We start from the raw sequence: 22,906 nt of genomic DNA on the forward strand, positions 1-22,906 counted from the left end.
CCCACCCACCCATCCCCCCGCCCGACCCCACCACCATCCACTTCGCCGCCCCCGACCCCACCGCCGCCACGACCGGCTCCGCCACGACCGACTCCGCTACGGGCGGCTCCTCCGCGACCGGCTCCTCCGCGACCGGCTCCTCCGCCACGGCCGGCTTCGCTGCGGCTGGCGGCGGGGACTTGGTTGGCGATATCGAGCCGGTGCATGGCGTACTGACCGGCGCGGCCCGCCCCCAACCCTCGCCCCGCCAACCCAAACGCGTCTTCCCGCCCTGGCGCCGCCCCACCCGCAACGCGCCGCCCAACCCAGACGCGCTCACCGAAGACCCACTCGCCAACCACCATCCCCAGCCCCGCCGAACTGCCCCCGCCCGCCCGCGTACACAGTCATTGCCCTTGACAACAGTCGAGACGGACCCCGTACCCCAGGAGCCGGCCCGCCCTTTCCGGAGCATCGGGCCCTTCGAACGGATGATTGCCGACTACGAAGCAACCGACGCCCTGTCCCTCGCCGCCTTGACCGGCCTGACCTCCAGCGCGCCGCAACCACCACTCACTCCGGCGCCACCCACACCCGCCCACGAATCCCGCGCCGGGGACAGTAACGCCGTCCCCCAACGCCCCACCCTCGCCACGTCCCGCCGCCAAGGCCTGCACACCGCCTCCCTCCTCAACCCAACCCCGCCTACACCTCCTCCATCAACCGAACCGCCCAACACACCCCCATCAACCACCCCACAAACAGCCGCACCGGACGACTCCCACCTCCAGCCCCCAGCCCCCTCCAACCAACCCCCAACCACCACACCCCTCAACCTTCAGACCTCAGCGCGCACCAACGAACCCCCAAACGCCCCCTCTCCCACCCACCGACCCGCGCCGACCCCACCAGCAACCGCCCCACCCGAACCCGCCCCACCCGACGCCACCTCATCGGACAGCAAATCCGCGTACGCCCCACCGGACAGCGCATCCGCGTACGCCTCATCGGACAGCACGTCAGCCGGGAGAATCGCAGTCACCAGTGCGCCGGCCGGGCGTACACCTCCCGAGGACGCGCTTGCAGCACCAACCGAGCACCAGGCGCGGCCAACCACACCCCCCGACCTCCTGCACCCCATGACCGCGCCATTCGCCTCCACCCGGCTACCAGCGCCTGCGGGAACAGGAGACCTCGCGGAGACGGCGACTCCGGCAGATGCTGCTGGGCCAGCGGAGGCGACCGGTACCGCACGCAGCGCGAGCACGGCCGGGCCGACGGAGACCACAGGCGTGCCGGGAACTGCAGGCACCACAGGCGTGGCAGGCACTGCAGGCACCGGGGGCGCGGCGCGCACCACGGGCACTGCGAGCACCGGGGGCACTGCAGGCACAGCGGGCGCTGCGGGCACCGAGGGCGTGGCGGGCACTGCGGGCGTGGCGGAAGCTGCAGGGCTGGCAGGGGTAGCAGGCACTGCGGGGACGACGGAGATGACGGACGTGGCGTGGTCGGCAGGGCTCATGGGGTTTGCCGGGACAGAGGTTGAGGGTGGGCGCCCGGTGTGGGCGCTGCAAGCGGGACGAGCGGGGCAAGCGGGGCAAGCGGGTGGGCAGCTTGGGTGGATGGAGGCGGCCGCAGGTGCGGAGACGGCGCCGAGTGGGGGGTCGACTCCTGCGAAGGGCCGGCTGCTCGGGGCGGCTGGGTGGAGCGAGGCGCCCGGAGGGCAGGTGCCTCAGGACGTGCTGCCCGGAGGCCAGGTGTCGCAGGCCCAGGTGTCGCAACGCCCGCTGCCTCAGGACGTCGTGCCCCGGAATCCGGTGTCGCAGGGCTTGGTGTCCCAGGACGTGGTGTCGCAGGGCCTGGTGTCCCAGGGCCTGGTATCCCAGGACATGGGGACCAAGGGCGTGAGGCCCGAGGTAGTTGCGGCGGGGTCTCTTGGGGTTGGGCAGCTGGTGGAGCTGGTGCATCGGCGGGCGAGAGGGAGCGCGTACGGGCTGGGCGGGACGGGCGGGACGGGTGCTGACGCAAGTGGCACGTTTGGGCTGGGCGGGACGGGTGCTGATGTAAGTGGCACGTTTGGGATGGGCGGGGTCGGTGGTGACGTAAGCGCGTTTGGGCTGGGTGGAGTGGGTGTTGGCGTGAGTGGCGGGTTTGGGCTGGGTGGGGCGGGGTTTGACGTAGACGATGGCTTCGCGTTGGGACGAGGTGATGCGGATGCCGTGAAAGACCGGGCAGCTGAGCGGTGGGGGTTGGGTGTGGCGCCGGGGCTGCTGGAAGTGGGTCACGAGGGTGGGCAGTTTGGTGGGGGTCTGAGTACCGCGCGGGAGCCGGAGGTGATGGCCGGCGGATCGTTCGACGCGGAAGCGGTCGCGCGCCTGGCTGACCTCGCGGCTGGCCAGCGGTCGTCGGTCGTGGCAGACGGTGGGGACCTGCAGTGGTCGGCGGCGGGCGGTTGGCGCGCAGCGGGGGCAGGTGCTGGAGGGTCAGTGTTGGGTGGTGCGGAGGACGGTGGGCTGCGGGTGGTCGCGGCGGGGGTTGACGGAGGGGCGCGGGTGAATGGGATGGATGCTCGCGAACTACTGGCCGCGGCGGTCGGCGGGGGCGTGCTTGGTGCAGGAGCTGGCGGAGGTGTGCTGCCGCCGGGCGTTGGGGGTGAGCTGGAGCCCTGGACGGCGAGCCGCTCCTCGCTGCCCAGACCGAGCGCCGGCGCGAGTCTGGGTGGTCTGGGTGTTGGGGGAGCGGTGCGGGGTGAGTTGGATGAGATGAGGAGATTGTTGCTGCGGGCAATTGAAGCGTTGGTGGGGCGGGTTGAGCGGGTGGAGGGCGTGGTCGCGGACGTGCGTGGTGTGGTCGGGGACGCGCGTGGGGTAGGGGCGGAGGAGTTGTTCGGGTGGTTGGAAGAAGCGGGGGTTGTGGGGCGCCTGGCTGAGCGGATGTATCCGGACCTGCGGCGCCGGTTGCGGAAGGAGTTGCTCGTGGATCGAGAGCGTCATGGCGTACTGGCCGACGTGCGATGACCCGAGTCGAGGCGGCCGGCGAATCGCGCCGGCGGACTGCGCCGGCGGACTGCGCCGGCGGACGGCGCCGGTGGTTGGGGTCAGACGTGTGTGGAACCACACCGACAGCGGGGACCGCGTACGTGTCCGCGCCACCTTGGGTGTTCGTGGATTGGGTGAGGAGGGATTGGGATGGTGGGGTTGCCGGCGGTTGGAGGGTTGCGGGGAGCTGGGAAAGGTCTTGAGCAGCTCACCGGCCAGGTGGGGATGTCGCATCGGTACGTGGTCGAGATCGACGATGCGGCGTACCGGTTGGGGGCGTGGACCAAAGCGGCTGGGCTTGGCGTTCGCTGGCAGAAGCATGTGTGGCGGCCGGGGTTGCGGGCCGGGGAGACGATTGCCCCGGGCAACATCAGTTACACCGACATCGCGTTGTCGCGGGCGGCGGGTGCGGACTCGGCGGTGGTGCAGCAGTGGCTGGCGAGTTTGATGCGGGACTGGGTGCCGTTGAGTGGCGCGATCCACCTGGTCGACTTTCTCGGGATGCCGGTGGTGACGTGGGAGCTGCGCGAGTTCTTCCCGATCGCCTGGCGGCTCACCGAACTCGACTCGAGCGGTTCGCGGCCGGCGATCGAAACCCTCGAACTGGCACACACCGGCTTCCTCGACGCGGAAGGCACAGTCCGATGACTGCCACAGGTCAGCCGGCAACAACGTTCCTCGACGCGGAGGGTGCGGTCCGATGACGATTCCCAGTCTGCAAGGGCTTTCGGATCCCGGGCGGTTGGTCGGTGCCGGCCGCCCGTTGCGGGAGTCGGCGGGGGAGCGGCCGCGGCTTGGGATGACGATGTGGTTCGGGGTCAGTGTGCCGCGGCTGGATTCAGGGGAGCCCAAATGGCTTGGTGCGTGGTCGTCCTGCTCGGGGCTCGAGGTGAATCTGACGCCCGAAGGTCCGTTCGACGAGGGCGGCAATTACACCGCGCCGCACCTGCTGCCGGGCCGGATCGGCTACCAGAAGGTCACCCTCGAGCGGGCGATGACCGCGGAGGGCACCGCGAAGGTACGCAGCTGGTTGGAACGTCTCGCGAAGGACTGGGCGTCGGGCGGATCGGCCAGTACCGGATCGCCGGTCGTGGTCACGCTCTACAGCGGCATCGGCCGGAACGCGACCAAGATTCACAGCTGGGAACTCGCGGACCCGGTTCCGGTCGCGTGGATCGTGCCGCAGTTCTCGACCGCCGGCGGCGGGTTCGCGGTGGAGAAGCTGGTCCTGCAGCACAGCGGTTTCCTGAAGCCGGCCTTGCCGCCCGCCCAGGAACTACAACTCGTTGGTCCGGCCGACGAGACACTGATCTTCCGGTTCAACCCGGGGAAGATCGTCCTGTCGAAGGCGCGGGAGGCGAACAACGGCAAGAAACGCTTCACCTCCGGTACCGAGGTGATCGACGCGAACAGTCTCTCGATCAGAGTGGGCGATCTCCGGGTCGAAGGAACCGCAGCGGTCGAGCAGGCGGGTACGTTGCTGCGGGACTGGCTGGAGTTCGAAGGATGGAAGACCGCGCAACCGAGACTGGCGGCGAAGCCGGAGCAGAAGCCCTTGTGCCACGAGTGTGGCAAAACAGCGTCGACGCCGCCGGGCGCACCGGGTACACCGAAAGCATTGCGGGCGGTGTGGGGACCGGCGCGTGGCGGGTTGCCGGAGACGATGACCCTGAAGCAGTTCGAGCTCACCATCACCAGGTTCACCCCCGACGGGCAACCGAGCCGAGCCACGGTCAGCCTCACCCTCCAGGAGTACAGCCCGCCGCCCACCCGCAACAGTGGCCGGGCCGCAATCAGCAGCCACCGCGGGCCGGCCGCCACGCCAGCCCCCCGCCCACCGGCGGCATCACCAACCGGGCGAGACACGTCAGCGGCACGTGAATCGGCTGGGCGGCAGGGCGAGGACCCGTTGCGTACGAAGGCAGCCCGGCGATGACGGCCGACGCCTGGACCGAGGTCGAAACCACCCCGATCGTGTACGTGGGCCCAGCGCGCCGGCCGCTGCCCGCCTCCGCCGCAGACGCGATCATCCGGGTACTCGTCGACCAGAGCCTCGGCCTGCCAGGAATGTTCGAACTCGTCTTCGCGGACGGCCCCGACACCGCCGCGATCACCACCACGCTCGCGATCGGCACCACCGTCGGAATCGCCGCCGCCGCACCGGAACGCCCAGGTGATCCGCGCCTGCTCCTCACCGGCGAGGTCACCAGCCTCGAAGCAGAGTACGGCGAACTGGACGTACTGACAGTGCGCGGCTTCACCGAAGAGCACCGGCTCCAGCGCGCCCGGCGTACGCGCACCTTCGTGAACATGTCCGACAGCGACATCGCGACCCGGATCGCCCGCGAGGCAGGACTTCCGATCGGCACTGTCACCACGACGGCGGTCGTACACGAACACGTCGGCCAGGTGAACCGGACCGACTGGGAGTTCCTCGCGGGCCGAGCCGAAGCGCTCGGCTTCGAAGTGGGAGTCGAGTACGGCGAGTTCTTCTTCGGCCGCCGCCCGGCAGCGGGTCCATGCCCGTTGCGCCTCCGCGACAACCTGCTGACCTTCGCGCCGCGGATCGGGACCGGCAACCTACCGACCGAGGTCGAGGTGCGGGCGTGGGATCCACTCGCCGCCAAGGTGGTGAGCGAACGTACCCGGCTGGCCGCGACGGACACCGTCCCCGGCGCCGATCTTCCGCTGGAAGTTGCCAAGAGCAATAACATCCCCGCTCAAGCCGCCGCGGAGCCAAGCACTCTGGGCCCGCCGCCGTCCGGAACCGCGCTGGTGGTCGCGCAGGCAGCGGGATCAGGCGCCGGTGTCGAACCGGCCGTTCGCAGCTTGGCGGCCGGTCTGGCGGCGCGGGTGGGTGACGCGTTCGCCGAGGCTGTGGGGGAGTCGGTCGGCGATCCGTGGTTGTCGGTCGGCCGAATCGCCGAGGTCTCCGGCGTGGCGGCGCCGTTCGCCGGTCAGTGGCTGATCACCCGCGCCCGGCACGAGATCGCGGCCGGCCGGTACCTGACTTCGTTCGAGGCGACCGGACGCCAGGACCGCTCGCTGCTGGCCTTGACCCGCGACCGTCCGGACGACCGCGTACCGGGCGTCGCCTGCGGAATTGTCAGCAACAATCTCGACCCGTTGGGCAAAAGCCGGGTGAAGGTGGTGCTGCCCTGGCTGTCACCCGGCTACGAGTCGGACTGGGCGTCCGTGATCCAGCCGGGCGCGGGCGAGCGCAGTGGCGCGGTCCTGCTGCCCGAGGTGGGCGACGAAGTCCTGGTCGGTTTCGAGTACGGCGACCCGCAGCGCCCTTACGTGTTCGGGGGTGTCGTGACGAACCGCAGTACGCACACGCTCGGCGGCCCACCGGTACGTGCCAATGGCAACAGTGGGTCCGTCGAGTGGCGCGGTCTGGTCACCCCTTCCGGTGGCCGGCTCGCCTTCCACGATGCCGTACCCACGCCGGACCGGGTCGAGCAAGCCGAGATCCTGCTCGGCAGCGGCGATGGGAACTTGTCGCTCCAGATCGACCAGGTGTCAGGCACGTTGGCCCTGCGCGCCCTGCCCGCGACGGCGACGCGGCCGGGAGAGAAGGGCCGGATCGTGATCGAGTGCGGGCCTGGCGGCGCGATCGACCTGGTCGCCGGCAGCGGTGGCGCGGTGACGATCGACGGCGGCGCCGAGCTCACTTTGAAAGCGCAGCAGCTCAACCTGCAAGGGACCAGGATCAGCGTCGACGGGACCGGTCCGGTGGAGCTCAAGGGCAAGCCGATCAAGCTCAACTGACCGGAGATGACGATGACCATCGAGGTGCAGACCGGACTCGCATACCCGCTCGCCTGCGTGACCGGCGGTTTCGCCGTCGTCGCCGGGATCGGCGAGCTCGAGCAGAGCATGCGGATGGTGCTGCTCACCTATCCGGGCGAACGGGTGATGCGCCCGGAGTTCGGTTGCCGGTTGCGGGACTTCGTGTTCGACACGATGACACCGGTGACGCGCGTCTGGCTCGCCGACGAGGTACGGCGCGCGCTGCGTACCTGCGAGCCACGCGTCGAGATCGAGGACGTGCAGGTCGTACCGGACCCGGCCGTCGACGGTCTGGTGCAGCTCGTGATCACGTACCAGCCCCGCGAAGGTGATGCCCTCCGCAACCTGACGGTCGAGTTGCGCACCGACCGCGCAAGTACGACGGGAGACGACTGATGGCGCTGCCCGCACCCGACCTCGACGACCGTCGGTACGACGATCTCGTCGCGGACGCGGTTCGCCTGGTCCGGCGATCCTGCCCTGGGTGGACCGGCGACAACCCGGCCGACCTTGGCGTGGCCTTGCTCGAGGCGTACGCGTATCTCACCGACAACTTGTTCCAGCGACTGAACCAGGTCCCCGATCGCCTCCGGCTCAAGTTCTTCGACCTGATCGGGTTGCGGCTGGTGCCGCCGACGCCGGCCGTCGTACCGGTGACGTTCTGGCTGTCCGCATCGGCCCGAACCGTCCTGTCAGTTGCCCAGGGCACGGAAGTTGGCACGCTCCGGACCGAGACGACCCCGTCGATCGTGTTCAGCACGCGGTCCGTGCTGAGGATTCCGCCTTGTACGGTTGAGGTTCTGCTGACGCGGACACTGGCCGATCCGGAGCCGATCGCCCGCGACAACGGGCCGTTCGCCGCCTTCTCGCCGGTTCCGGTTCCTGGCGATGAAATGCTGATCGGCCTCGACAGCGCCGTACCGTCGGTTGCGGTCCGGCTGGACTATTCCGGCCAGACCGAAGGGCTTGGCATCGATCCGGATACCCCGCCGCTGGTGTGGGAGGCCTGGACCGGATCGGACTGGGCAGAATGCGCGGTCGATCGGGACGAGAGCGGCGGGCTGAACCGGTCGGGATCGCTGGTGCTGCATATCCCCGAGGGGCATCGGACCAGCGTGATCGGTGGTCGCCCGGCGGGCTGGCTTCGCGCCCGGGTGATGGCTGCGACGGCGGATCAGCCGCCGTATTCGGCGTCACCCCAGGTTCGGTTGCTGGAGGCAAGCAGTGTGGGCGGAACGGTCGAGTCGGTCCAGGCCGAGTTGGTGGACGAGGAGGTCCTGGGCGAGTCCGAAGGCGTACCCGGCCAGGTGTTCGCGGTCCGGTCCACGCCGGTACTCGGTGGGCTGGGTGATCCGGTGATCGAGATCAGCTCCGCGGACGGCTGGCAGGAGTGGATCGCGGTCGACGACTTCGCGGGCAGCGGGCCGGAGGATCGGCATTTCCGGCTGGACTTCGTACCGGGCGAGGTTTCGTTCGGCCCGGCGGTACGGCTGGCCGATGGCGGGTTGCGGCGGTACGGGGCGGTGCCGGTCAAGGGCGAGACGATTCGGATTCGCCGGTACGCGGTCGGTGGTGGCGTCCTTGGGAACGTACCGTCCGGGGCGATCACCACCGTGAAGTCGTCAGTTCCGTTTGTTTCCGCGGTCGAGAACAGGGTTGCGGCGCGCGGTGGTACGGACGGGGAGACGGTGACCGAAGCGGTCCGGCGGGCGCCGATCCTGCTCCGCACCCGCGGCCGGGCGGTGACGGCGGAGGACTACGAGGCGCTCGCGCGGGAGGCGGTACCGGAGGCGGCACGGATTCGCTGCATCGGTGGGGACGAGAGTTCGGCCGGGATGGTGCGCGTACTGGTGGTGCCGGCCGCGGCGCAGGACGATGGGGCGACCGCGTTCGCCGACCTCGTACCGCCGGCCGCGTTGCTGAAACGGTTGGCGGCGCGGCTGGAACAGGTTCGCCTGATCGGTACGCGGGTGTCGGTCGAGCCGCCGCGCTACCGCGGGGTGACGGTCGTCGCGCGGTTGGTGGCGCGGCCGCGGGTCGACCGGGAGCGGGTCCGGCGGGATGCGATGAGCGCGCTGCACAAGTTCCTGAATCCGTTACCTGGTGGGGGATTCGACGGTCTCGGGTGGGAATTCGGCCGGCCGGTGCGGTCGGGCGACGTGTACGCGGTACTGCAGGAGGTCGCCGGTGTGCAAGCGGTGGAAGACATCCGGTTGTTCAGTGCCAACCCGGTGACGGGTGAGCGTGGCGCCGAGCAGACGCGGATCGAGTTGGAGCGCAACAGTTTGGTGTTCTCGTTCGAGCACCTGATCAGGGTGGAGGACCACTGATGCTGATCTGCGGAGAATGCGGGCATCAGAACGAAGACCAGGACACCTTCTGCGGTTCGTGCGGAACCTTCCTGGAGTGGAACGCCGAACGCCGCAAGCCGGCGCCGGTGGCGGCGCCCGAGCAACTGGAACCGCTGCCGCCCAAACCCGGCCTACTGACCCGAATCCAGCACGCCACCATGAACCTGATCGGCGGCACCCCCTTCGACACTCCAGAACCCGCCGCCACCACCTCCAGCCCGCGCCCGCCAGCCGCCAGACCCCCAACCGCAGCCCCGCCAGCACCGCCAACAGCACCCCCAGCACCGCCACCACCCGGACGCCCACCACTCCCACCTCCGCGGCCCACAACCTCGCCCCCACCCACAGCGACCCCAGCCGCCCCACCACCTCCCCCACCACCGGTCGCCCCACCACCTCCCGCACCGCCGGCCGCACCGGCCGCACCCCCTGCACCGCGCGCGGTCGCCCCACCTCCTCCTCCTCCTCCGTCGTCGGTGGGGAAGTTGGTTGTGCCGGTGGTGGCGAAGGATCTTGTGCCCGAGGTGAATCCGCAGGTGGTGCAGCCGCGCCGGGTGCCGGTTGGGCGGCCGCCGGCAGCCGGCAAAGTACGCCCCGGGGACCTGATTTGTGGTGAATGCGGCACCGGCAACCCGCCGGCCCGCAAGTTCTGCAGCCGCTGCGGTGAATCCCTGGCCGCGGCGCAGGTAGTGAAGGTCCGATGGTGGCGCCGGCTGCGGCTCCGGCGCGGACCGCGCACCATGGCGGCAGGATCGCGCCCGGCACGCCCCGGCGACCGGCCGGCGAAGCGCGCGGTCACCAGTACGGTCCGCAGGCTCCGCGCCGCGGTCAGCATCCTCCTGGTGACGTTCGCCCTGCTGTCCGCGTTCTACCCACCACTGCGGACCTACGTCACCGGCCAGGCGCACAACGTCGAGCAGAAGATCCGCGGCGCCGCCGACTCCGCTCTGGCTCCGATCCGCCCGGCCGCGGTCACCGGCCCAAGCACGCCCGGCCACCCACCGAAGGCCGCGTTCGACACCTTCAGCAATACCGCCTGGGCCGCCCCTTGGAGCGAGAAGGTCACCACCAGACTCACCGTCCAACTGGACCACGCCGTTGCCCTACGCAAACTTATTGTCCGCAACGGCGACTCGGCCAACTACGCCGCGCACCTACGCCCCGCCACGGTCGAGTTCAAGTACTCCAACCAGAAATCCGAGCTGATCACCTTCCCGGACAGCCCCGAACCGAAGGAACTCGCGCTGCACAACGCCATCGGTGTCGACCGGTTCACGATCACGGTGATCACGGTGTACCCGGCCCAAGGCGCCCGCGACCTCGCCGTATCGGAGATCGAACTGTTCGGTATCGGCTGAAAGGACGAGGAGATGGCGATGAGAGGTACGGCGACCGGCCTGAACACCCCGTACCCGCTGGGGACCCTGCTCCCACCGGTACTGCAGGAAGACGAACTGTTGATGCGCCTCACCGAAGCCGTCGACGAGCTCATCGCCCCGGCGATCAGCGCGCTGGACTGTCTCGCGGCGTACGTCGATCCCGCGCTGACGCCACCCGACTTCCTCAGCTGGCTGTCCGGCTGGGTCGGTGCGGAGCTCGACGAAACCTGGCCGGCCGAACTCCAGCGCACCGCGCTTTCCCGCTCGGTCGAACTGCATCGCGACCGCGGCACGGTCGAGGGGCTGCGCCGGCAGCTGATGCTGCTGACCGGTGGCGAGATCGCCGTCACCGACACCGGCGGCGTCACCTGGTCGGCCGAACCGATCGACCATCCCGAGTCCCAGCCCGTACCGCACGTAACTGTCGTTGCCTACAGCAACACGATCACGCTCGCCGCGCTCTCATCAGCAGTTGCCGCCGCGAAGCCGGCGCACGTCACCCACGAAGTCCACCTCGAGCAACCACCCGGCGACGTCACCGGCGCACAGTGAAGTCCGGTGGCTGATAGCTGCCTGGGACGACCAGGATTGTGGTCTGAGTGCGGATAGTCGTGCCGTCGACCGACGCGACGATCGACCAGGTTCCCGCGCTCGATTGGGAGAGCACCAGGAGCGGCATGATCAGTTGCCCGTTCCGATCTGTTGCTGCGCGCGTACTGTTTCCGGTGCCCGTGACAGTCACCGTCCGGCCGGGTGGAAATCCTTGGCCGTGCAGCATGGTCACTCGGCCGACGCGGACCACGGCCGGGTTCGCCAGCAGGATCGGTTGAACGGCCCGGCTCGTCAGCGGCACCTGCTTGGCGTACGCGGAATCGCTCGTGCTGACCACCAGTACGCCCGATCGCGGTCCTGGTAATTGGGGCGTTGCCCGAAGCACGGCCGTACACGACGTCCCCGGAACCAGCTGACGCGCAACGCAGTCCGTCGTGACCACGATGAAGTCTGCCGCGGTCGTTTGCGGACCGGCCTGGACTGTCAGTGACGACACGGTGATCGGGATCGTTGCGGCGTTGCGGATCTGAACGGTCCGGGTGCCGGCCACCGTCAGCGCCGGCTGATCCCCGCCGAAGTCGATCGGGTTCGGCGTCACCACCAGATTCCCGGAAGGTGTCGGCGGCGTACCAGGCGGAACGGGGATTGCCGCGCCGTCCAGCGGTACGTCGACCGTGGTCCCGTCTGTCTGCACGATCCGCACTACGGCATGCTCGGTACCGGGCGTTGCCGGCCGGAAGTCGATCGACACCGTACAAGTCTCGTCCTCGTGCAGGATCGTCCGCGGACAGTCACCGGCGCTGCCGAGTACGAAGGCGGCATCGCCGGTGACGCTCACCGAGCTGATGCCGATCGGGCCGAATCCGGAGTGGTGCAGGGTGATCGCCCGGGTCGCCGAACCGCCGACCTGGACCGAACCGAAGCTGGTTGCCGAGCCGATGACGCGTGGTTGGAACACGCGCGCGAAGACTGCGCCGGCGCAGCAGGACGGCGTCACCAGATCGTCGCCGGCGCTGGTGAAGACCAGGACGGAACCATTCGCGGAGAGCCGGGGTGAGGTACTCGGTCCGGTGGCTGGGCAGACCTGGTTCGAGCATGGGGCCGCGGCGGGCGAGCCGAGTTCGCCAGGGAGCCGGGGCAGGGCGGATCGTTCGCGGGTCGCGTCCAGGGTCAGGTCGCGGACGACGATCGCGGTACGTTCGGTGCCTTGGGCATCGTTGTGCATGCCGTCGGCCGAGCTTTCGAACGCCAGGTAGCGGCCGTCGGCCGAGAGCGCGGGCGACGTACCCTCGGCCGGTCTTCCCACGGTGTCCCGCGACGCGATCGACGCGGCTACGGGCGTAGCGGGACCCGGTTGGCCGGTGTTGCCCGGATCCCGGTCCACCACGACCGTGACAGTCGGACCGGCCGGCGCAAGGTAGTGCTGATACGCGACCATCCGGCCGGTCCCGGAGATCGCCGGACGATCGGCCGACCCGGAGAAGCTCCCATCGGGAAGGTAGTCGACCCGGGTCAGCCTGTCGCTGCCGATGTCGTACACCTGCACCGACCCGATCGGATCCGAACACGCGGCCAGGGCCCGGCATGACCCCATCGTGAATACGAGGTGCTGCCCGTCAGCCGACACCTCCGGCGCTCCGACCTCACCGGTCGTCTCGGGCCGGATGAACGCCCGCGGATCGACCGGCAGCGGCCGTCCTTGCGCGTCAAGACCCAGCCGCGCACCGACTACCGTGCTGCCGGAAGTCTCGGGCGAGGTCTCGCGCCACGCGATCACCGTCCCGTCGCCGGACAGACCCGGGTCAGAGCCGGTCACCTCCGGCGCCGCACTGATGTCGAGATAGCGGAAGTCCATCAGGCCGTCGGGCCCCAGCTCGTCGAAGATCCCGTCGTTGTCCGGATCGCGGTCGCAAAGGACGATTCGGCGTACGGGCTGGGTGAAACCGTCGCGCAAGTTCGTGGCCACTGTTTCGAAGGCGACGTACCGGCCGTTCGCCGAGATCGCCGGATGGACGCTGTCGTCGTTCCCGCCCTGTTCGAGTGCGGCGGCAGGCAGCGGTACGGCATTGCCGCGGGATCCGAAGTACGTCGTCGGCAGTGCGCGACTGATCAGTACGGTGTGTCCGGGCGCGCGCCGGTCGCGGACGTAGACGTTGTCCGTCGTACCGGACCGCACCACCGGATCGAGCGCGGCCTTCGACTCGAACGCGACCTGACTCCCGTCGGCCGACACCGCCGGCGAACTCGCCGCACCGGCCGTTTCGTTGCCGCCGGCACCTTTTGAGACGACCTCGGTGACACCGGCCGAGACCGCGGCCGCGGGAGCGAGTGCGGCGGCCGGCGCCAGGACGATCAGCAGCACCGGTACCGAGCGCCAGGCTCGTCGGTTCACGGCGGTCTCCCCTCGGTCGCGCGCCTCGATCGTAGGTTCGGGCCGCGCGGCGCGGGTGCCCGATCGGCCGGAGCCAACGGGTGCTCCGAACGGCCCGATCGGGCAACGTTCATGACGCTCGGGGTTAGCCCGCCGATGCTGCCGGCCGGGCTTCGGTGCGGCGACCCTGATCGCATGGCAGCCACCGTCACCTTGTCGGCCCCGTCACTGACCGTCGTACCAGGAGAGACCGGCAGTTGCGAGTTGGCCGTGACGAACACCGGCCGGCTGGTCGACCAGTTCGGGCTCGGGCTGGTCGGTACGACGGGTGAGTGGGTGACAGTCGAACCCACCAGCATGAACCTGATGCCCGGCACCACGGGCACCGCGACGGTACGGTTCGCTCCGCCCAAGTCCGCGGTTGCTCCGGCCGGACGGCACGAGTTCGGGATCAAGGTCCGCTCCCGCGAGGACCCGGAGGACTCGGTCGTGACCGAAGGGGCGGTCGAGGTCGCGCCGTACCGCGAGATTGCCGCTGAACTGGTCCTGGGCAAGCGCCGGGCCAGCCGGCGGGCCAAGTTCCGGCTCGCGGTCGACAACCTCGGGAACGCGGAGACCGTGGTCACGATCGGCCTGCGCGATCCCGAGGACGACCTCCGGCTCGGGACGGCGCATCCGGTCATCACCACGGCACCCGGTACTGCGACCGTGGTGAAGCTGACCGCGGCGCCGCACCGGCGGTTCTGGCGTGGTCAGTCGAAGATGCTCCCCTTCGAGGTGGTGGCCAGTCCGGCAGAAGGAGCCGAACCGGTCACGACCACCGGTGTTGTGCAACAGGAACAGCTGATGCCGAAGTGGTTGCTGCCGGCTCTGGCCGCGGCGGTTGTCCTGGTGGTCGCCGCGATCGGCGCCTGGTACGCCCTGTTGAAGCCTGCGGTGCAGTCGGTGGCGACAGAGCAGAGTAGGCAGCAGGTCGCTCAGGCCGAGTCGGCGGCAGCGAAGGCGAGTACCGAGGCGAGCAAGGCCGGTGCGGCAGCGACCGTGGCGCAGCAGGCGGCCGGAGTCACGTCGCCTAGTGCATCCGAGCCGACCAGCCCAGCTCTGACTCCGAGCGCCCCTGCCAAGTCACCGGGACCGTCCTCAACACCAGGTCAGCCGAAAGCATCCGCCAAGCCATCCGGGCCGGCAAAGACACCAGCACCGGCTCCGGCGCCGCTGAGCTTCCGGATCGCAACCCAGGCGAAGGCGGTGACCAACGGTTCCTTCCAGCCGTTCACGTACGCCGCACCGGCCGGCCGGACGATTCGGATCTCCGACCTGGTACTGCAGAACCCCCGTGGTGACACCGGCATCCTGCGCGTACTGATCGGCAGCAACGTCGTACTGGAAACCGGACTGGCCAACTTCCGTGACCTGGACTACCACTACCTCGAAGCACTCACAGCCGCGCCGGGCCAGCCGGTCGGTGTGTCAGTGAACTGCACAGCTCCCGGTGCCGGTTTCGACCACTGCACTCCGTCGGTGTCGTTCTCCGGTCAACTGGCGTGAGCCGTCAGATCAGTCCTTCCTTCAGCGCGTACGCCACAGCGTGCGAGCGGTTCCGCAGCTGGAACCGGGTCGTGATGCCATGCAGCACGTTCTTGACGGTTCGAGGCGAGTAGCTGAGCTGTGTCGCGATTTCGTCCGTGTCGTACCCCTCGGCGACCAGTTTGAGAATCGCGCTCTCCCGTGGCGACAGTCCGGCCAGCCGCAGTCCGCGCGGGGTGAGTACGTCGTTCTGCATATGTGAGACCTGCCGGAACAGCCGGGTCAGCAGGTCGGCCGGAAGTTCGGACTCACCGGCCGCGGCCCGGCGGATCAGCGTGGTCAACCGGTCCGTACTGACCTCGTGGCGCCGGATCAGGGCGCAGACCCCGGCCTCGATGACCGCGATCAGGTCGGCGTCGTTGAGCGTCGCCACCACCAGGATGACCTTGTCGACGCCGCGGCGGCGGAAGCCGGCTACGCATTCGAGGGTGGCCGGGTCCGGGGTTTCGGTGGCGACCACCGCCACCACTTCGCTGCTCAGCTGTTCGGTGTTGACGACGTGGATGTCCGGCTGGAAGCGGAGCTGGCTTTCCAGGCCGGCTCGGGAGATCGAATCACTCGAGAACACATGTACGGGTACGCGCAGGCCCATCGTTTCCTCCCCAGGTGAGCGGTGTCACCACTGTGCGTGATCGGCCGGTCGCGCACCCTGGGGTCAATCCCTAGGATGGCCCGGGGTGGTCCCGGGGCGGCACTTACACTCGGGTGATGCGCATTCTGATCGTCACTGGTACGGATACCGGGGTCGGTAAGACCGTTACCACCGCGGCGCTTGCGGTGCGGGCTGCTGCGGGTGGGTCGGTGGCGGTCGTGAAGCCGGCTCAGACTGGGGTGGGGCCGGGTGAGCCGGGGGATTTGAGTGACGTGGCGCGGCTCAGTGGGGTCACCGACGGGTATGAAGGGGTGCGGCTGCGGGATCCGTTGGCGGCGACTACCGCGGCGCGTCGTGAAGGGGTGGCGCTGCCGTCGGTCGAGACGCAGGCGAAGCTGATCGAGGACCTGGCCCGGACCAAGGACACCGTCATCGTCGAAGGTGCCGGTGGGCTGCTGGTCGGGCTGGATGCCGATGGCAACAACCTGGCCGATCTCGCCGAGTATCTGACCACGCCGTTCAAGTTCGTGGTCGTCGCTCGTGCCGGGCTGGGGACGCTGAACCACGCCGGGCTGACGGTCGAGGCGCTGCGGTCCCGGGAGCTGGCGGTGGCGGGGCTGGTGATCGGCAGCTGGCCGGCCGAGCCGGACCTTGCCGAGCGGTGCAACCTGGAGGACCTGCCGGCGACGACCGGGGTGCCGGTGATCGGGCGGATCCCGGCCGGGGTCGGGGAGTGGAGCCAGGAAGCATTCGTGGCGTCCGCACCCGGATGGTTCGAGTGACGGAAACGGCTCGGTTCGACAGCGAGCTTGGGTACTGGGTGGTTGATGATCCGGTTGTGGTGCGTGAGGTGTTGCTGGACCCGGGGACGTTTCGGCCGGACAACGCGGTGCTGGCGCATACACCGTTGTCGGTGAAGGCGTTGCGGGTCCTGTCCGGTGCGGGGTTCGCCCTGCCGCCGACACTCGCCAACAACGCGGGAGAGTCACACCGCGCGATCCGCGCCGCGGTAGCGCGGTTCTTCAGCCCGGCGCGGGTCGCCGCGGTTGAGCCGCTGGCGCGGGAGCTCACCTCCGTACGGGTGGATGCGGCGAAAGCACAACTCGCGTACGCAAAACAGATCGACCTGGTACAGGCGATCGCTGCGGAACCACCGGCGTACGTCGTACTGCACCTGCTTGGCCTGACCGATGTGGACGTACCGGCGTTGAAGGCCTGGAGTCTGGACTCGCTGGAGCTCTTCTGGGGTCAACCGGATGCGGATCGCCAACTGGAGCTCGCACATAGTGCAGCCGAGTTCTACAGCTGGCTCCGGATGCGTACTAGTGCGGCGCGTACTGCACCAGCTGATGACCTGTTCGGCGTACTGGTCGGGCTGGGGCTGAGTGACGAGGAGGTGTGCGCGGTCGGGTACTTCCTGTTGATCGCCGGACAGGAGACCACCACCCAGCTGATCTCGACCGCCTTCCAGCGAGTGATCGAGGCCCACACCACCCACGAGCCGGTTGAGGTCGTCGAAGAGGTGCTGCGGGAGAGCTCGTCGGTGCCGACGTGGCGGCGGGTTACTGCCTGTCCGGTCGCGGTGGGTGGCGCCGAACTGCCGGAGGGGGCGCCGGTGTTGCTCGGACTGAGTGGGCACGGCGGACCGGCTGATCTGGCGTTCGGGATCGGTGTGCACCGCTGCCTGGGCGCCGGGCTGGCGCGGCTGGAGGCGCGGGTCGCGTTGGAATGTGCGCAGGACCTGTTGACCGATGTGCGACTGGTGGAAACCCCGCCGATGATCGACCTGCTGTCGTTCCGGGCGCCGCAACGGCTGTTGGTTACTGCATTACTGCATAAGTGACCCGCGACGCTAGGCTCTGCTCGTGGCCCAAGCTATTTCGCAGCATGAACTTGTCCTGGTAGTGGACTTCGGCGCGCAGTACGCGCAGCTGATCGCGCGCCGCGTGCGCGAGGCGAACGTGTACTCCGAGATCGTTCCGCACTCGATGCCGGTCGACGAGATGCTGGCGAAGCGCCCGAAGGCGATCATCCTGTCCGGCGGCCCGCAGTCGGTGTACGCCGAGGGCGCGCCGCGGGTCGACTCCGGGTTGTTCGAGGCCGGTGTTCCGGCGTTCGGGATCTGCTACGGGTTCCAGGCGATGGCGCAGACGCTCGGCGGCGACGTACGCCGGACCGGGCTGCGTGAGTTCGGCCGGACGCCGGTCACGGTGAGTGCGGCCGGCACGCTGCTGGCGGACATCCCCGAGGAACTGAATGTGTGGATGTCGCACGGTGACGCGGTGCACGCGCCGCCGGCAGGGTTCGCCGTCCTGGCCGCGTCCCAGGGCGCGCCGGTGGCGGCCTTCGAGGACCTGGACCGCAAGCTCGCGGGCGTGCAATGGCACCCGGAGGTGCTGCACTCGCAGGCCGGGCAGGCAGTGCTGGAACACTTCCTGTACGAGATCGCGGGCTGCACCGGCGACTGGACGACGTCCAATGTGGTCGACGAGCAGGTCGCGCTGATCCGCGAGCAGGTCGGCGACAAGCAGGTGCTGTGCGCGCTGTCCGGCGGGGTCGACTCCGCGGTCGCGGCGGCCCTGGTGCACAAGGCGATCGGCGACCAGCTGACCTGCGTGTACGTCGATCACGGCCTGCAGCGGGCGGGTGAGTCGGAGCAGATCGAGAAGGACTTCGTCGCCGCGATCGGGATCCGGCTGGAGGCGATCGACGCCGAGGACCAGTTCCTGACCGCGCTCGCCGGGGTGACCGACCCGGAGCAGAAGCGGAAGATCGTCGGCCGGGAGTTCATCCGTACCTTCGAGGCGACCGCGCGCAAGGTGGACGCCGAGCGGCACATCGAGTTCCTGGTGCAGGGCACCCTGTACCCGGATGTGGTCGAGTCCGGCGGCGGCGCCGGCGCGGCGAACATCAAGTCGCACCACAACGTCGGCGGGCTGCCCGACGACCTGCAGTTCAGCCTGATCGAGCCGCTGCGGACGCTGTTCAAGGACGAGGTCCGCGAGCTCGGGCTGGCGCTCGGCCTGCCCGAGACGATGGTCTACCGGCACCCGTTCCCGGGGCCGGGGCTGAGCATCCGGATCATCGGCGAGGTGACCCGCGAGCGGCTGGACATCCTCCGCGCCGCGGATCTGATCGCCCGCAACGAGCTGACCGCGGCCGGCCTGGACCGCGACATCTGGCAGTTCCCGGTGGTGCTGCTCGCCGACGTCCGCTCGGTCGGCGTCCAGGGCGACGGCCGCACGTACGGGCACCCGGTCGTCCTGCGCCCGGTGACCAGCGAGGACGCGATGACGGCCGACTGGGCCCGGCTGCCGTACGACGTGATCGAACGCATCTCCACCCGGATCACCAACGAGGTCGACGAGGTCAACCGCGTCACCCTCGACGTCACCAGCAAGCCCCCGGGCACCATCGAGTGGGAGTGATCCCCGGCGATCACCCGGAGTGACCCGGGTGGTTGGTACCTTCGGGGAGTTGCCTGTCGGTTACGACGGGTGACTACCTCGGGGGAGGGGATCGCGGTGTACCGCATTCATTTCGATTGTGCGGATCTGGCCCGGACGACGATCGCGCAGCGGCCGGACCCGTTGTGGGAGGTACTGCTCGGCCTGCACGTGCTGCAGGGCGACGAGGAGCCGGAGGTCTACGGGCCTTGGCGCGAGCGCGTACGGGGTCGGCTGAGCGTTCCGGAACGGGAACTGATCGCGCTGGCTCCACCAGTCGGGTACTCACCGGACTTCCTCACGCCACGTGCGGCAGGGGAGGGTCTCGAGGCCGGGCTGACCGCGGTCGCGGCGACACCGGCCAACCAGTTGAGGTCGGAGCTGCGCCGGTTGTCGGATGGCGTCCGGCTGCCGAACTGGACGCGCCGGCTCGCGTCCGGTGACACCGGAGTGATGACTCGGCTCGTGCACGGGCTGCGATCGTTCCACCGGACCAAGATCGCGCCGCAGCTGCCGATGATCTCGACAGCGATCGAACCGGCTGTCGCACAGCACAACAGCATCGTCGCGAACGACGGGTTCGAGTCGCTGATCCCGCAGCTGCATGCCTCGCTTGACTGGGCCGCACCGGTGCTGTCGGTGGACATGCCGCACGTCAACCGCGACCTGCACCTGAACGGCCGCGGGCTCCGGCTGGTGCCATCGTTCTTCTGCTGGAAGTACCCGATGATGCTGCTCGATCCGACTCTGCCGCCGGTGCTGGTGTACCCGGTCAAGCACGATCCGGCTCAGGTCGTCGTACGCCGCCCGGACCGTGATCGCGCGGTAGCAGTGCTGCTGGGGCGTACGCGGGCACAGGTGCTGACCTGTATCTCGGACGGTGCCTGCTCGACCAGTGAGTTGGCTGCTCGTACGGGGATCTCGCCTGCGTCGGCCAGTGAACATGCGCGGGTGCTGCATGACACTGGGCTGGTTACCACGCAACGGGTTGGGAGTTCGGTTCGGCATACGTTGAACCGGGTGGGTGCCGACGTGCTGGCTGGTGTGCGTACCTAATGCTTCTGGGCCTGGATGCCGTCGAGTAGGCGGTCCAGGCCGTAGCGGTACGACTCCGCTGCGGCTTCCTGCGTGCTGGACTGGTAGCCCTTCGCGTTCCAGATCGTCGTCATCGCGGGGTGCTGCTCGACGTCGAAGTACGTTTCCCACAGGTCGTTGCGCTCGTGCCACCAGGCGTCGTTGGCCTGGCCGGTGGTGCGTTCGATCAGGCGGCTCTCGGCTTCGAGGCCGGCGGCGGAGTCGATGTACGTGGTGATCGCGAGCGCGGCGGTGTTGGTTTCGGCGGCGCTCAGGCCGAGGACGAGCATCGCGGCCAGCAGATACTCACGGGCCGCCAGCATGCTCGGGCCGACCGGCGGGCGGATCGTCGAGATCTGCGACAGCCACAGATGCCGCCCGAACATCGCGCGGGTCTGCTCGGAGTAGATCTCGATCTGCTCGCGCCAGTCGTCCGGTCGCGCGCCCGGCCCGGGGAGCTCACGCTCGCTCATCACCTGGTCGACCATCAGGTCGAGCAGTTCCTCCTTGGACGGTACGTACGTGTAGAGCGTCATCGTGCCGACGCCGAGCTCCTTCGCGACGCCGCCCATCGACGCGGCGGCCAGCCCGTGTTCGTCGGCCAGCCGGATGGCGGTCAGCACCACATCGTCCAGGTCGAGCGACGGCCGCCGCCCGGCGCCCCGCTTCCTGGCCGGCTCGGCTGCCGGGCGGTGGTTGCGCCACAGCAGCGCCAGCGTCCTGTCCGGCTGCCCCGCGCCGCTCTGCTGCTTGTTCACAGGGCAACGATAGGCGCTGAGTCGAATTCTCGTATACCATACGAGAATTCAACCGGAAGGGGAGAACGGCATGACGATCTTGGTGACGGGCGCGACCGGGAGCGTGGGGCGGCTGCTGGTGGACGAGTTGGTCGCCGCGGGCGCACCGGTGCGGGCGCTCACCAACAACCCGGCCAAGGCGGCGCTGCCGGCCGGCGTCGAGGTCGCGCGCGGGTACCTGGGGAAGCCCGCGACCTTGCCGGCCGCGCTGGCCGGAGTGGACACGGTGTACCTCGCGCCGCTACCCGCGTACGTCGAGGAGTTCGCGCGGTACGCGAAGGAGGCCGGCGTACGGCGGGTGGTCGTACTGTCCGGCGAGCCGGCCGACTACGAAGCGCAGGGCGATCCGTCGACGTGGCACTACCACCGGATCGAGCGGGCGATCGAGGCGGGTGGATTTGATTGGACGTTCCTACGACCTGGGCAGTTCATGAACAACACGCTCGGCTGGGCGGAGTCGATCAAGAGGGAGGGCGTGGTGCGCGCGCCGTACGCGGGGGCCGTCCAAACGCCGATCGACCTTGCCGACATCGCCGCTGTGGCTCGGGTGGTGCTGCTGTCGGATGAGTTCAACGGTCGGAAGATCACGATGAGTGGACCGGAGGCGCTGACCGCGCCGGAGCAGGTCGCGTACGTCGCTGAGGCGATCGGGCGACCGGTGCGCTTCGAGGAGCTGACGCCGGACGAGTACTTGGACAGCATGGCGCCGGCGATCGGGTTGGAGACGGCGCAGTGGTTGCTGGACGGGTTCCGGATGATGTCGGAGTACCACATGAAGCCGGAGCCTGCTGTTGCGGAGTTGACCGGGCGGCCGGCGGTCACGTACAGGGAGTGGGCGTACGCGAACGCGGCTGCCTTTCAGTGAGGTTGCATCTTATCTGAACATGTGTTCGACTGTATGGCATGAGGTGGGCCGGGCAGCGGATCGATGCGGAGGTCGAGGGGGCGCTACCGGGGCTTGGGGCGATCGCTGGGTTGGTGCGGTCGGTGACTACGCCCGAGTTCAAGGGCGTCACGTTTCATGAGGTGGTGGCACGGTCGGCGCTGAACTCCGTACCCGGCAGTGCGTTGCCGTTCAATTGGACGGTCAATCCGTACCGGGGGTGTACGCACGCTTGCCGGTACTGCTTTGCGCGGCCGACGCACACGTACCTGGAACTCGGCACCGGGGAGGACTTCGACCGGCAGATCGTGGTGAAGACCAACGTGGTCGAGGTCCTGCGCCGGGAGCTCGCCCGCCCGTCCTGGTCGCACGAACCGGTTGCCCTGGGCACCAATACCGATCCCTATCAGCGCGCCGAGGGCCGGTACCAGCTGATGCCCGGAATCATCGACGCGCTCGCCTCCTCCGGCACACCCCTGTCCATCCTCACCAAGGGAACCCTGCTCCGCCGCGACCTCGGCCTGTTGTCCGCCGCGTCTTCCCAGGTGTCCGTCGGCATCGCCCTGTCGCTGGCCCTCGGCGACGAGGAGCTCCGCCGAAGCCTCGAACCCGGCGTACCTTCCGTCCGCGGCCGCCTCGACCTGATCCGCACCATCCGCGCCGCCGGTCTCCCGTGCGGCGTGATGGTCGCCCCCGTCCTCCCCTGGCTCACCGACTCCACCGACCAACTGGACCACCTCTTCACCCAACTGTCCGAGGCCGGCGCCACCGGCGTAACCACCCTCCTCCTCCACCTACGCCCCGGCGTCAAGCCCTGGTTCATGCAATGGCTCTCCCGAGACCACCCCGAACTGGTCGCCCGCTACGAATCCCTCTACGCTCACGGCTCCTACGCCGCCCCCAGCTTCCGCAAGTCCTTCGAATCCAAACTCCACCCCCTACAAGCCAAACACGGCTTCACCGGAGCCGCCTCCCACCGCTCCGAACCCATTTCCGGCATGCACCCCACCCACGCCCCCCGCAACCCCCGCCCAATCCAACAAGCCCTCTTCTAGCCCGATCCTC

Annotated in this window: 19 protein-coding genes; 15 read left to right on the forward strand and 4 right to left on the reverse strand. The window is 69.1% G+C overall.

The features are described 5' to 3' along the window. Positions 1 to 817: 817 nt before the first annotated feature. Complete coding sequence (locus ABD260_RS10135; protein ID WP_344233130.1) at positions 818 to 1,021, reverse strand: hypothetical protein; 204 nt, start codon at positions 1,019 to 1,021, stop codon at positions 818 to 820. Between the two features lie 1,720 nt (positions 1,022 to 2,741). Here ABD260_RS10135 and ABD260_RS10140 point away from each other — a divergent pair. From ABD260_RS10140 to ABD260_RS10175, 8 genes are all read left to right on the forward strand, one after another. Then, on the forward strand, positions 2,742 to 2,996 hold the full coding sequence (locus ABD260_RS10140; protein ID WP_344233131.1) for a hypothetical protein: 255 nt from the start codon (positions 2,742 to 2,744) through the stop codon (positions 2,994 to 2,996). Positions 2,997 to 3,167: 171 nt separating this feature from the next. Continuing rightward, entirely contained in the window at positions 3,168 to 3,665 is a 498-nt protein-coding gene (locus tag ABD260_RS10145) for a phage tail protein (RefSeq protein WP_344233132.1), read from the forward strand. A gap of 52 nt (positions 3,666 to 3,717) precedes the next feature. Further along, positions 3,718 to 4,953: a phage tail protein gene (locus ABD260_RS10150; protein WP_344233133.1), complete on the forward strand. Its 1,236-nt coding sequence runs from the start codon at positions 3,718 to 3,720 to the stop codon at positions 4,951 to 4,953. Next, entirely contained in the window at positions 4,950 to 6,788 is a 1,839-nt protein-coding gene (locus ABD260_RS10155) for a VgrG-related protein (protein WP_344233134.1), read from the forward strand. Before ABD260_RS10150 ends, ABD260_RS10155 begins: the two co-directional genes overlap by 4 nt. 12 nt (positions 6,789 to 6,800) lie before the next feature. Then, positions 6,801 to 7,205, forward strand: coding sequence for a GPW/gp25 family protein (locus ABD260_RS10160; RefSeq protein ID WP_344233135.1), 405 nt, complete (start codon positions 6,801 to 6,803; stop codon positions 7,203 to 7,205). Beyond that, on the forward strand, positions 7,205 to 9,139 hold the full coding sequence (locus ABD260_RS10165; protein WP_344233136.1) for a putative baseplate assembly protein: 1,935 nt from the start codon (positions 7,205 to 7,207) through the stop codon (positions 9,137 to 9,139). Before ABD260_RS10160 ends, ABD260_RS10165 begins: the two co-directional genes overlap by 1 nt. Before the next feature lie 521 nt (positions 9,140 to 9,660). Continuing rightward, complete coding sequence (locus ABD260_RS10170) at positions 9,661 to 10,518, forward strand: NADase-type glycan-binding domain-containing protein (protein ID WP_344233137.1); 858 nt, start codon at positions 9,661 to 9,663, stop codon at positions 10,516 to 10,518. A gap of 18 nt (positions 10,519 to 10,536) precedes the next feature. Next, positions 10,537 to 11,091, forward strand: a complete 555-nt coding sequence (locus ABD260_RS10175) for a phage tail protein (RefSeq protein ID WP_344233138.1) — start codon at positions 10,537 to 10,539, stop codon at positions 11,089 to 11,091. On the opposite strand, the gene ABD260_RS10180 is transcribed toward ABD260_RS10175, so the two are convergent. Further along, positions 11,075 to 13,483 carry a choice-of-anchor D domain-containing protein gene (locus tag ABD260_RS10180; RefSeq protein WP_344233139.1) on the reverse strand — a complete coding sequence of 803 codons (2,409 nt, stop codon included), beginning with the start codon at positions 13,481 to 13,483 and terminating at the stop codon, positions 11,075 to 11,077. The two genes, ABD260_RS10175 and ABD260_RS10180, sit on opposite strands and share 17 nt — an antisense overlap. 174 nt (positions 13,484 to 13,657) lie before the next feature. Between ABD260_RS10180 and ABD260_RS10185 the strand changes: the two genes are divergently transcribed. Beyond that, positions 13,658 to 15,010 (forward strand): COG1470 family protein, encoded by a 1,353-nt coding sequence (locus tag ABD260_RS10185; RefSeq protein WP_344233140.1) that lies wholly within the window; start codon positions 13,658 to 13,660, stop codon positions 15,008 to 15,010. A 4-nt stretch (positions 15,011 to 15,014) separates the two neighbouring features. Here the strand turns inward: ABD260_RS10185 and ABD260_RS10190 are convergent, their stop codons facing one another. Beyond that, on the reverse strand, positions 15,015 to 15,641 hold the full coding sequence (locus ABD260_RS10190) for a response regulator transcription factor (protein WP_344233141.1): 627 nt from the start codon (positions 15,639 to 15,641) through the stop codon (positions 15,015 to 15,017). Positions 15,642 to 15,757: 116 nt separating this feature from the next. Between ABD260_RS10190 and bioD the strand changes: the two genes are divergently transcribed. The 4 genes from bioD to ABD260_RS10210 all read left to right on the forward strand — a co-directional run bounded on the left by bioD (position 15,758) and on the right by ABD260_RS10210 (position 20,143). Continuing rightward, positions 15,758 to 16,423: a dethiobiotin synthase gene (gene bioD, locus ABD260_RS10195; protein ID WP_344233142.1), complete on the forward strand. Its 666-nt coding sequence runs from the start codon at positions 15,758 to 15,760 to the stop codon at positions 16,421 to 16,423. Further along, positions 16,420 to 17,484 carry a cytochrome P450 family protein gene (locus tag ABD260_RS10200; protein ID WP_344233143.1) on the forward strand — a complete coding sequence of 355 codons (1,065 nt, stop codon included), beginning with the start codon at positions 16,420 to 16,422 and terminating at the stop codon, positions 17,482 to 17,484. The genes bioD and ABD260_RS10200 overlap by 4 nt, the downstream gene beginning before the upstream one ends. A 22-nt stretch (positions 17,485 to 17,506) precedes the next feature. Continuing rightward, positions 17,507 to 19,069 carry a glutamine-hydrolyzing GMP synthase gene (gene guaA / locus ABD260_RS10205; protein WP_425553314.1) on the forward strand — a complete coding sequence of 521 codons (1,563 nt, stop codon included), beginning with the start codon at positions 17,507 to 17,509 and terminating at the stop codon, positions 19,067 to 19,069. A 69-nt stretch (positions 19,070 to 19,138) separates the two neighbouring features. Continuing rightward, positions 19,139 to 20,143, forward strand: a complete 1,005-nt coding sequence (locus tag ABD260_RS10210) for an ArsR/SmtB family transcription factor (RefSeq protein WP_344233144.1) — start codon at positions 19,139 to 19,141, stop codon at positions 20,141 to 20,143. On the opposite strand, the gene ABD260_RS10215 is transcribed toward ABD260_RS10210, so the two are convergent. Next, positions 20,140 to 20,919, reverse strand: a complete 780-nt coding sequence (locus tag ABD260_RS10215) for a TetR/AcrR family transcriptional regulator (protein WP_344233145.1) — start codon at positions 20,917 to 20,919, stop codon at positions 20,140 to 20,142. The genes ABD260_RS10210 and ABD260_RS10215 overlap by 4 nt on opposite strands. Before the next feature lie 70 nt (positions 20,920 to 20,989). Here ABD260_RS10215 and ABD260_RS10220 point away from each other — a divergent pair, with 70 nt between their 5' ends. Further along, positions 20,990 to 21,823 (forward strand): SDR family oxidoreductase, encoded by an 834-nt coding sequence (locus tag ABD260_RS10220; protein ID WP_344233146.1) that lies wholly within the window; start codon positions 20,990 to 20,992, stop codon positions 21,821 to 21,823. A gap of 38 nt (positions 21,824 to 21,861) precedes the next feature. Further along, complete coding sequence (locus ABD260_RS10225) at positions 21,862 to 22,896, forward strand: Rv2578c family radical SAM protein (RefSeq protein ID WP_344233147.1); 1,035 nt, start codon at positions 21,862 to 21,864, stop codon at positions 22,894 to 22,896. Positions 22,897 to 22,906 lie beyond the last annotated feature (10 nt).

It is taken from the genome of Kribbella hippodromi, assembly GCF_039531045.1.
Lineage (GTDB): Bacteria > Actinomycetota > Actinomycetes > Propionibacteriales > Kribbellaceae > Kribbella > Kribbella hippodromi.

Bases quoted from the DNA above. Each gene is read 5' to 3' on its own strand.
- ABD260_RS10140 (WP_344233131.1), top strand. From the start codon at position 2,742: ATGAGGAGATTGTTGCTGCGGGCAATTGAAGCGTTGGTGGGGCGGGTT.
- ABD260_RS10145 (WP_344233132.1), top strand. From the start codon at position 3,168: ATGGTGGGGTTGCCGGCGGTTGGAGGGTTGCGGGGAGCTGGGAAAGGT.
- ABD260_RS10150 (WP_344233133.1), top strand. From the start codon at position 3,718: ATGACGATTCCCAGTCTGCAAGGGCTTTCGGATCCCGGGCGGTTGGTC.
- ABD260_RS10155 (WP_344233134.1), top strand. From the start codon at position 4,950: ATGACGGCCGACGCCTGGACCGAGGTCGAAACCACCCCGATCGTGTAC.
- ABD260_RS10160 (WP_344233135.1), top strand. From the start codon at position 6,801: ATGACCATCGAGGTGCAGACCGGACTCGCATACCCGCTCGCCTGCGTG.
- ABD260_RS10165 (WP_344233136.1), top strand. From the start codon at position 7,205: ATGGCGCTGCCCGCACCCGACCTCGACGACCGTCGGTACGACGATCTC.
- ABD260_RS10175 (WP_344233138.1), top strand. From the start codon at position 10,537: ATGAGAGGTACGGCGACCGGCCTGAACACCCCGTACCCGCTGGGGACC.
- ABD260_RS10185 (WP_344233140.1), top strand. From the start codon at position 13,658: ATGGCAGCCACCGTCACCTTGTCGGCCCCGTCACTGACCGTCGTACCA.
- ABD260_RS10190 (WP_344233141.1), bottom strand. From the start codon at position 15,641: ATGGGCCTGCGCGTACCCGTACATGTGTTCTCGAGTGATTCGATCTCC.
- bioD (WP_344233142.1), top strand. From the start codon at position 15,758: ATGCGCATTCTGATCGTCACTGGTACGGATACCGGGGTCGGTAAGACC.
- ABD260_RS10220 (WP_344233146.1), top strand. From the start codon at position 20,990: ATGACGATCTTGGTGACGGGCGCGACCGGGAGCGTGGGGCGGCTGCTG.
- ABD260_RS10225 (WP_344233147.1), top strand. From the start codon at position 21,862: ATGAGGTGGGCCGGGCAGCGGATCGATGCGGAGGTCGAGGGGGCGCTA.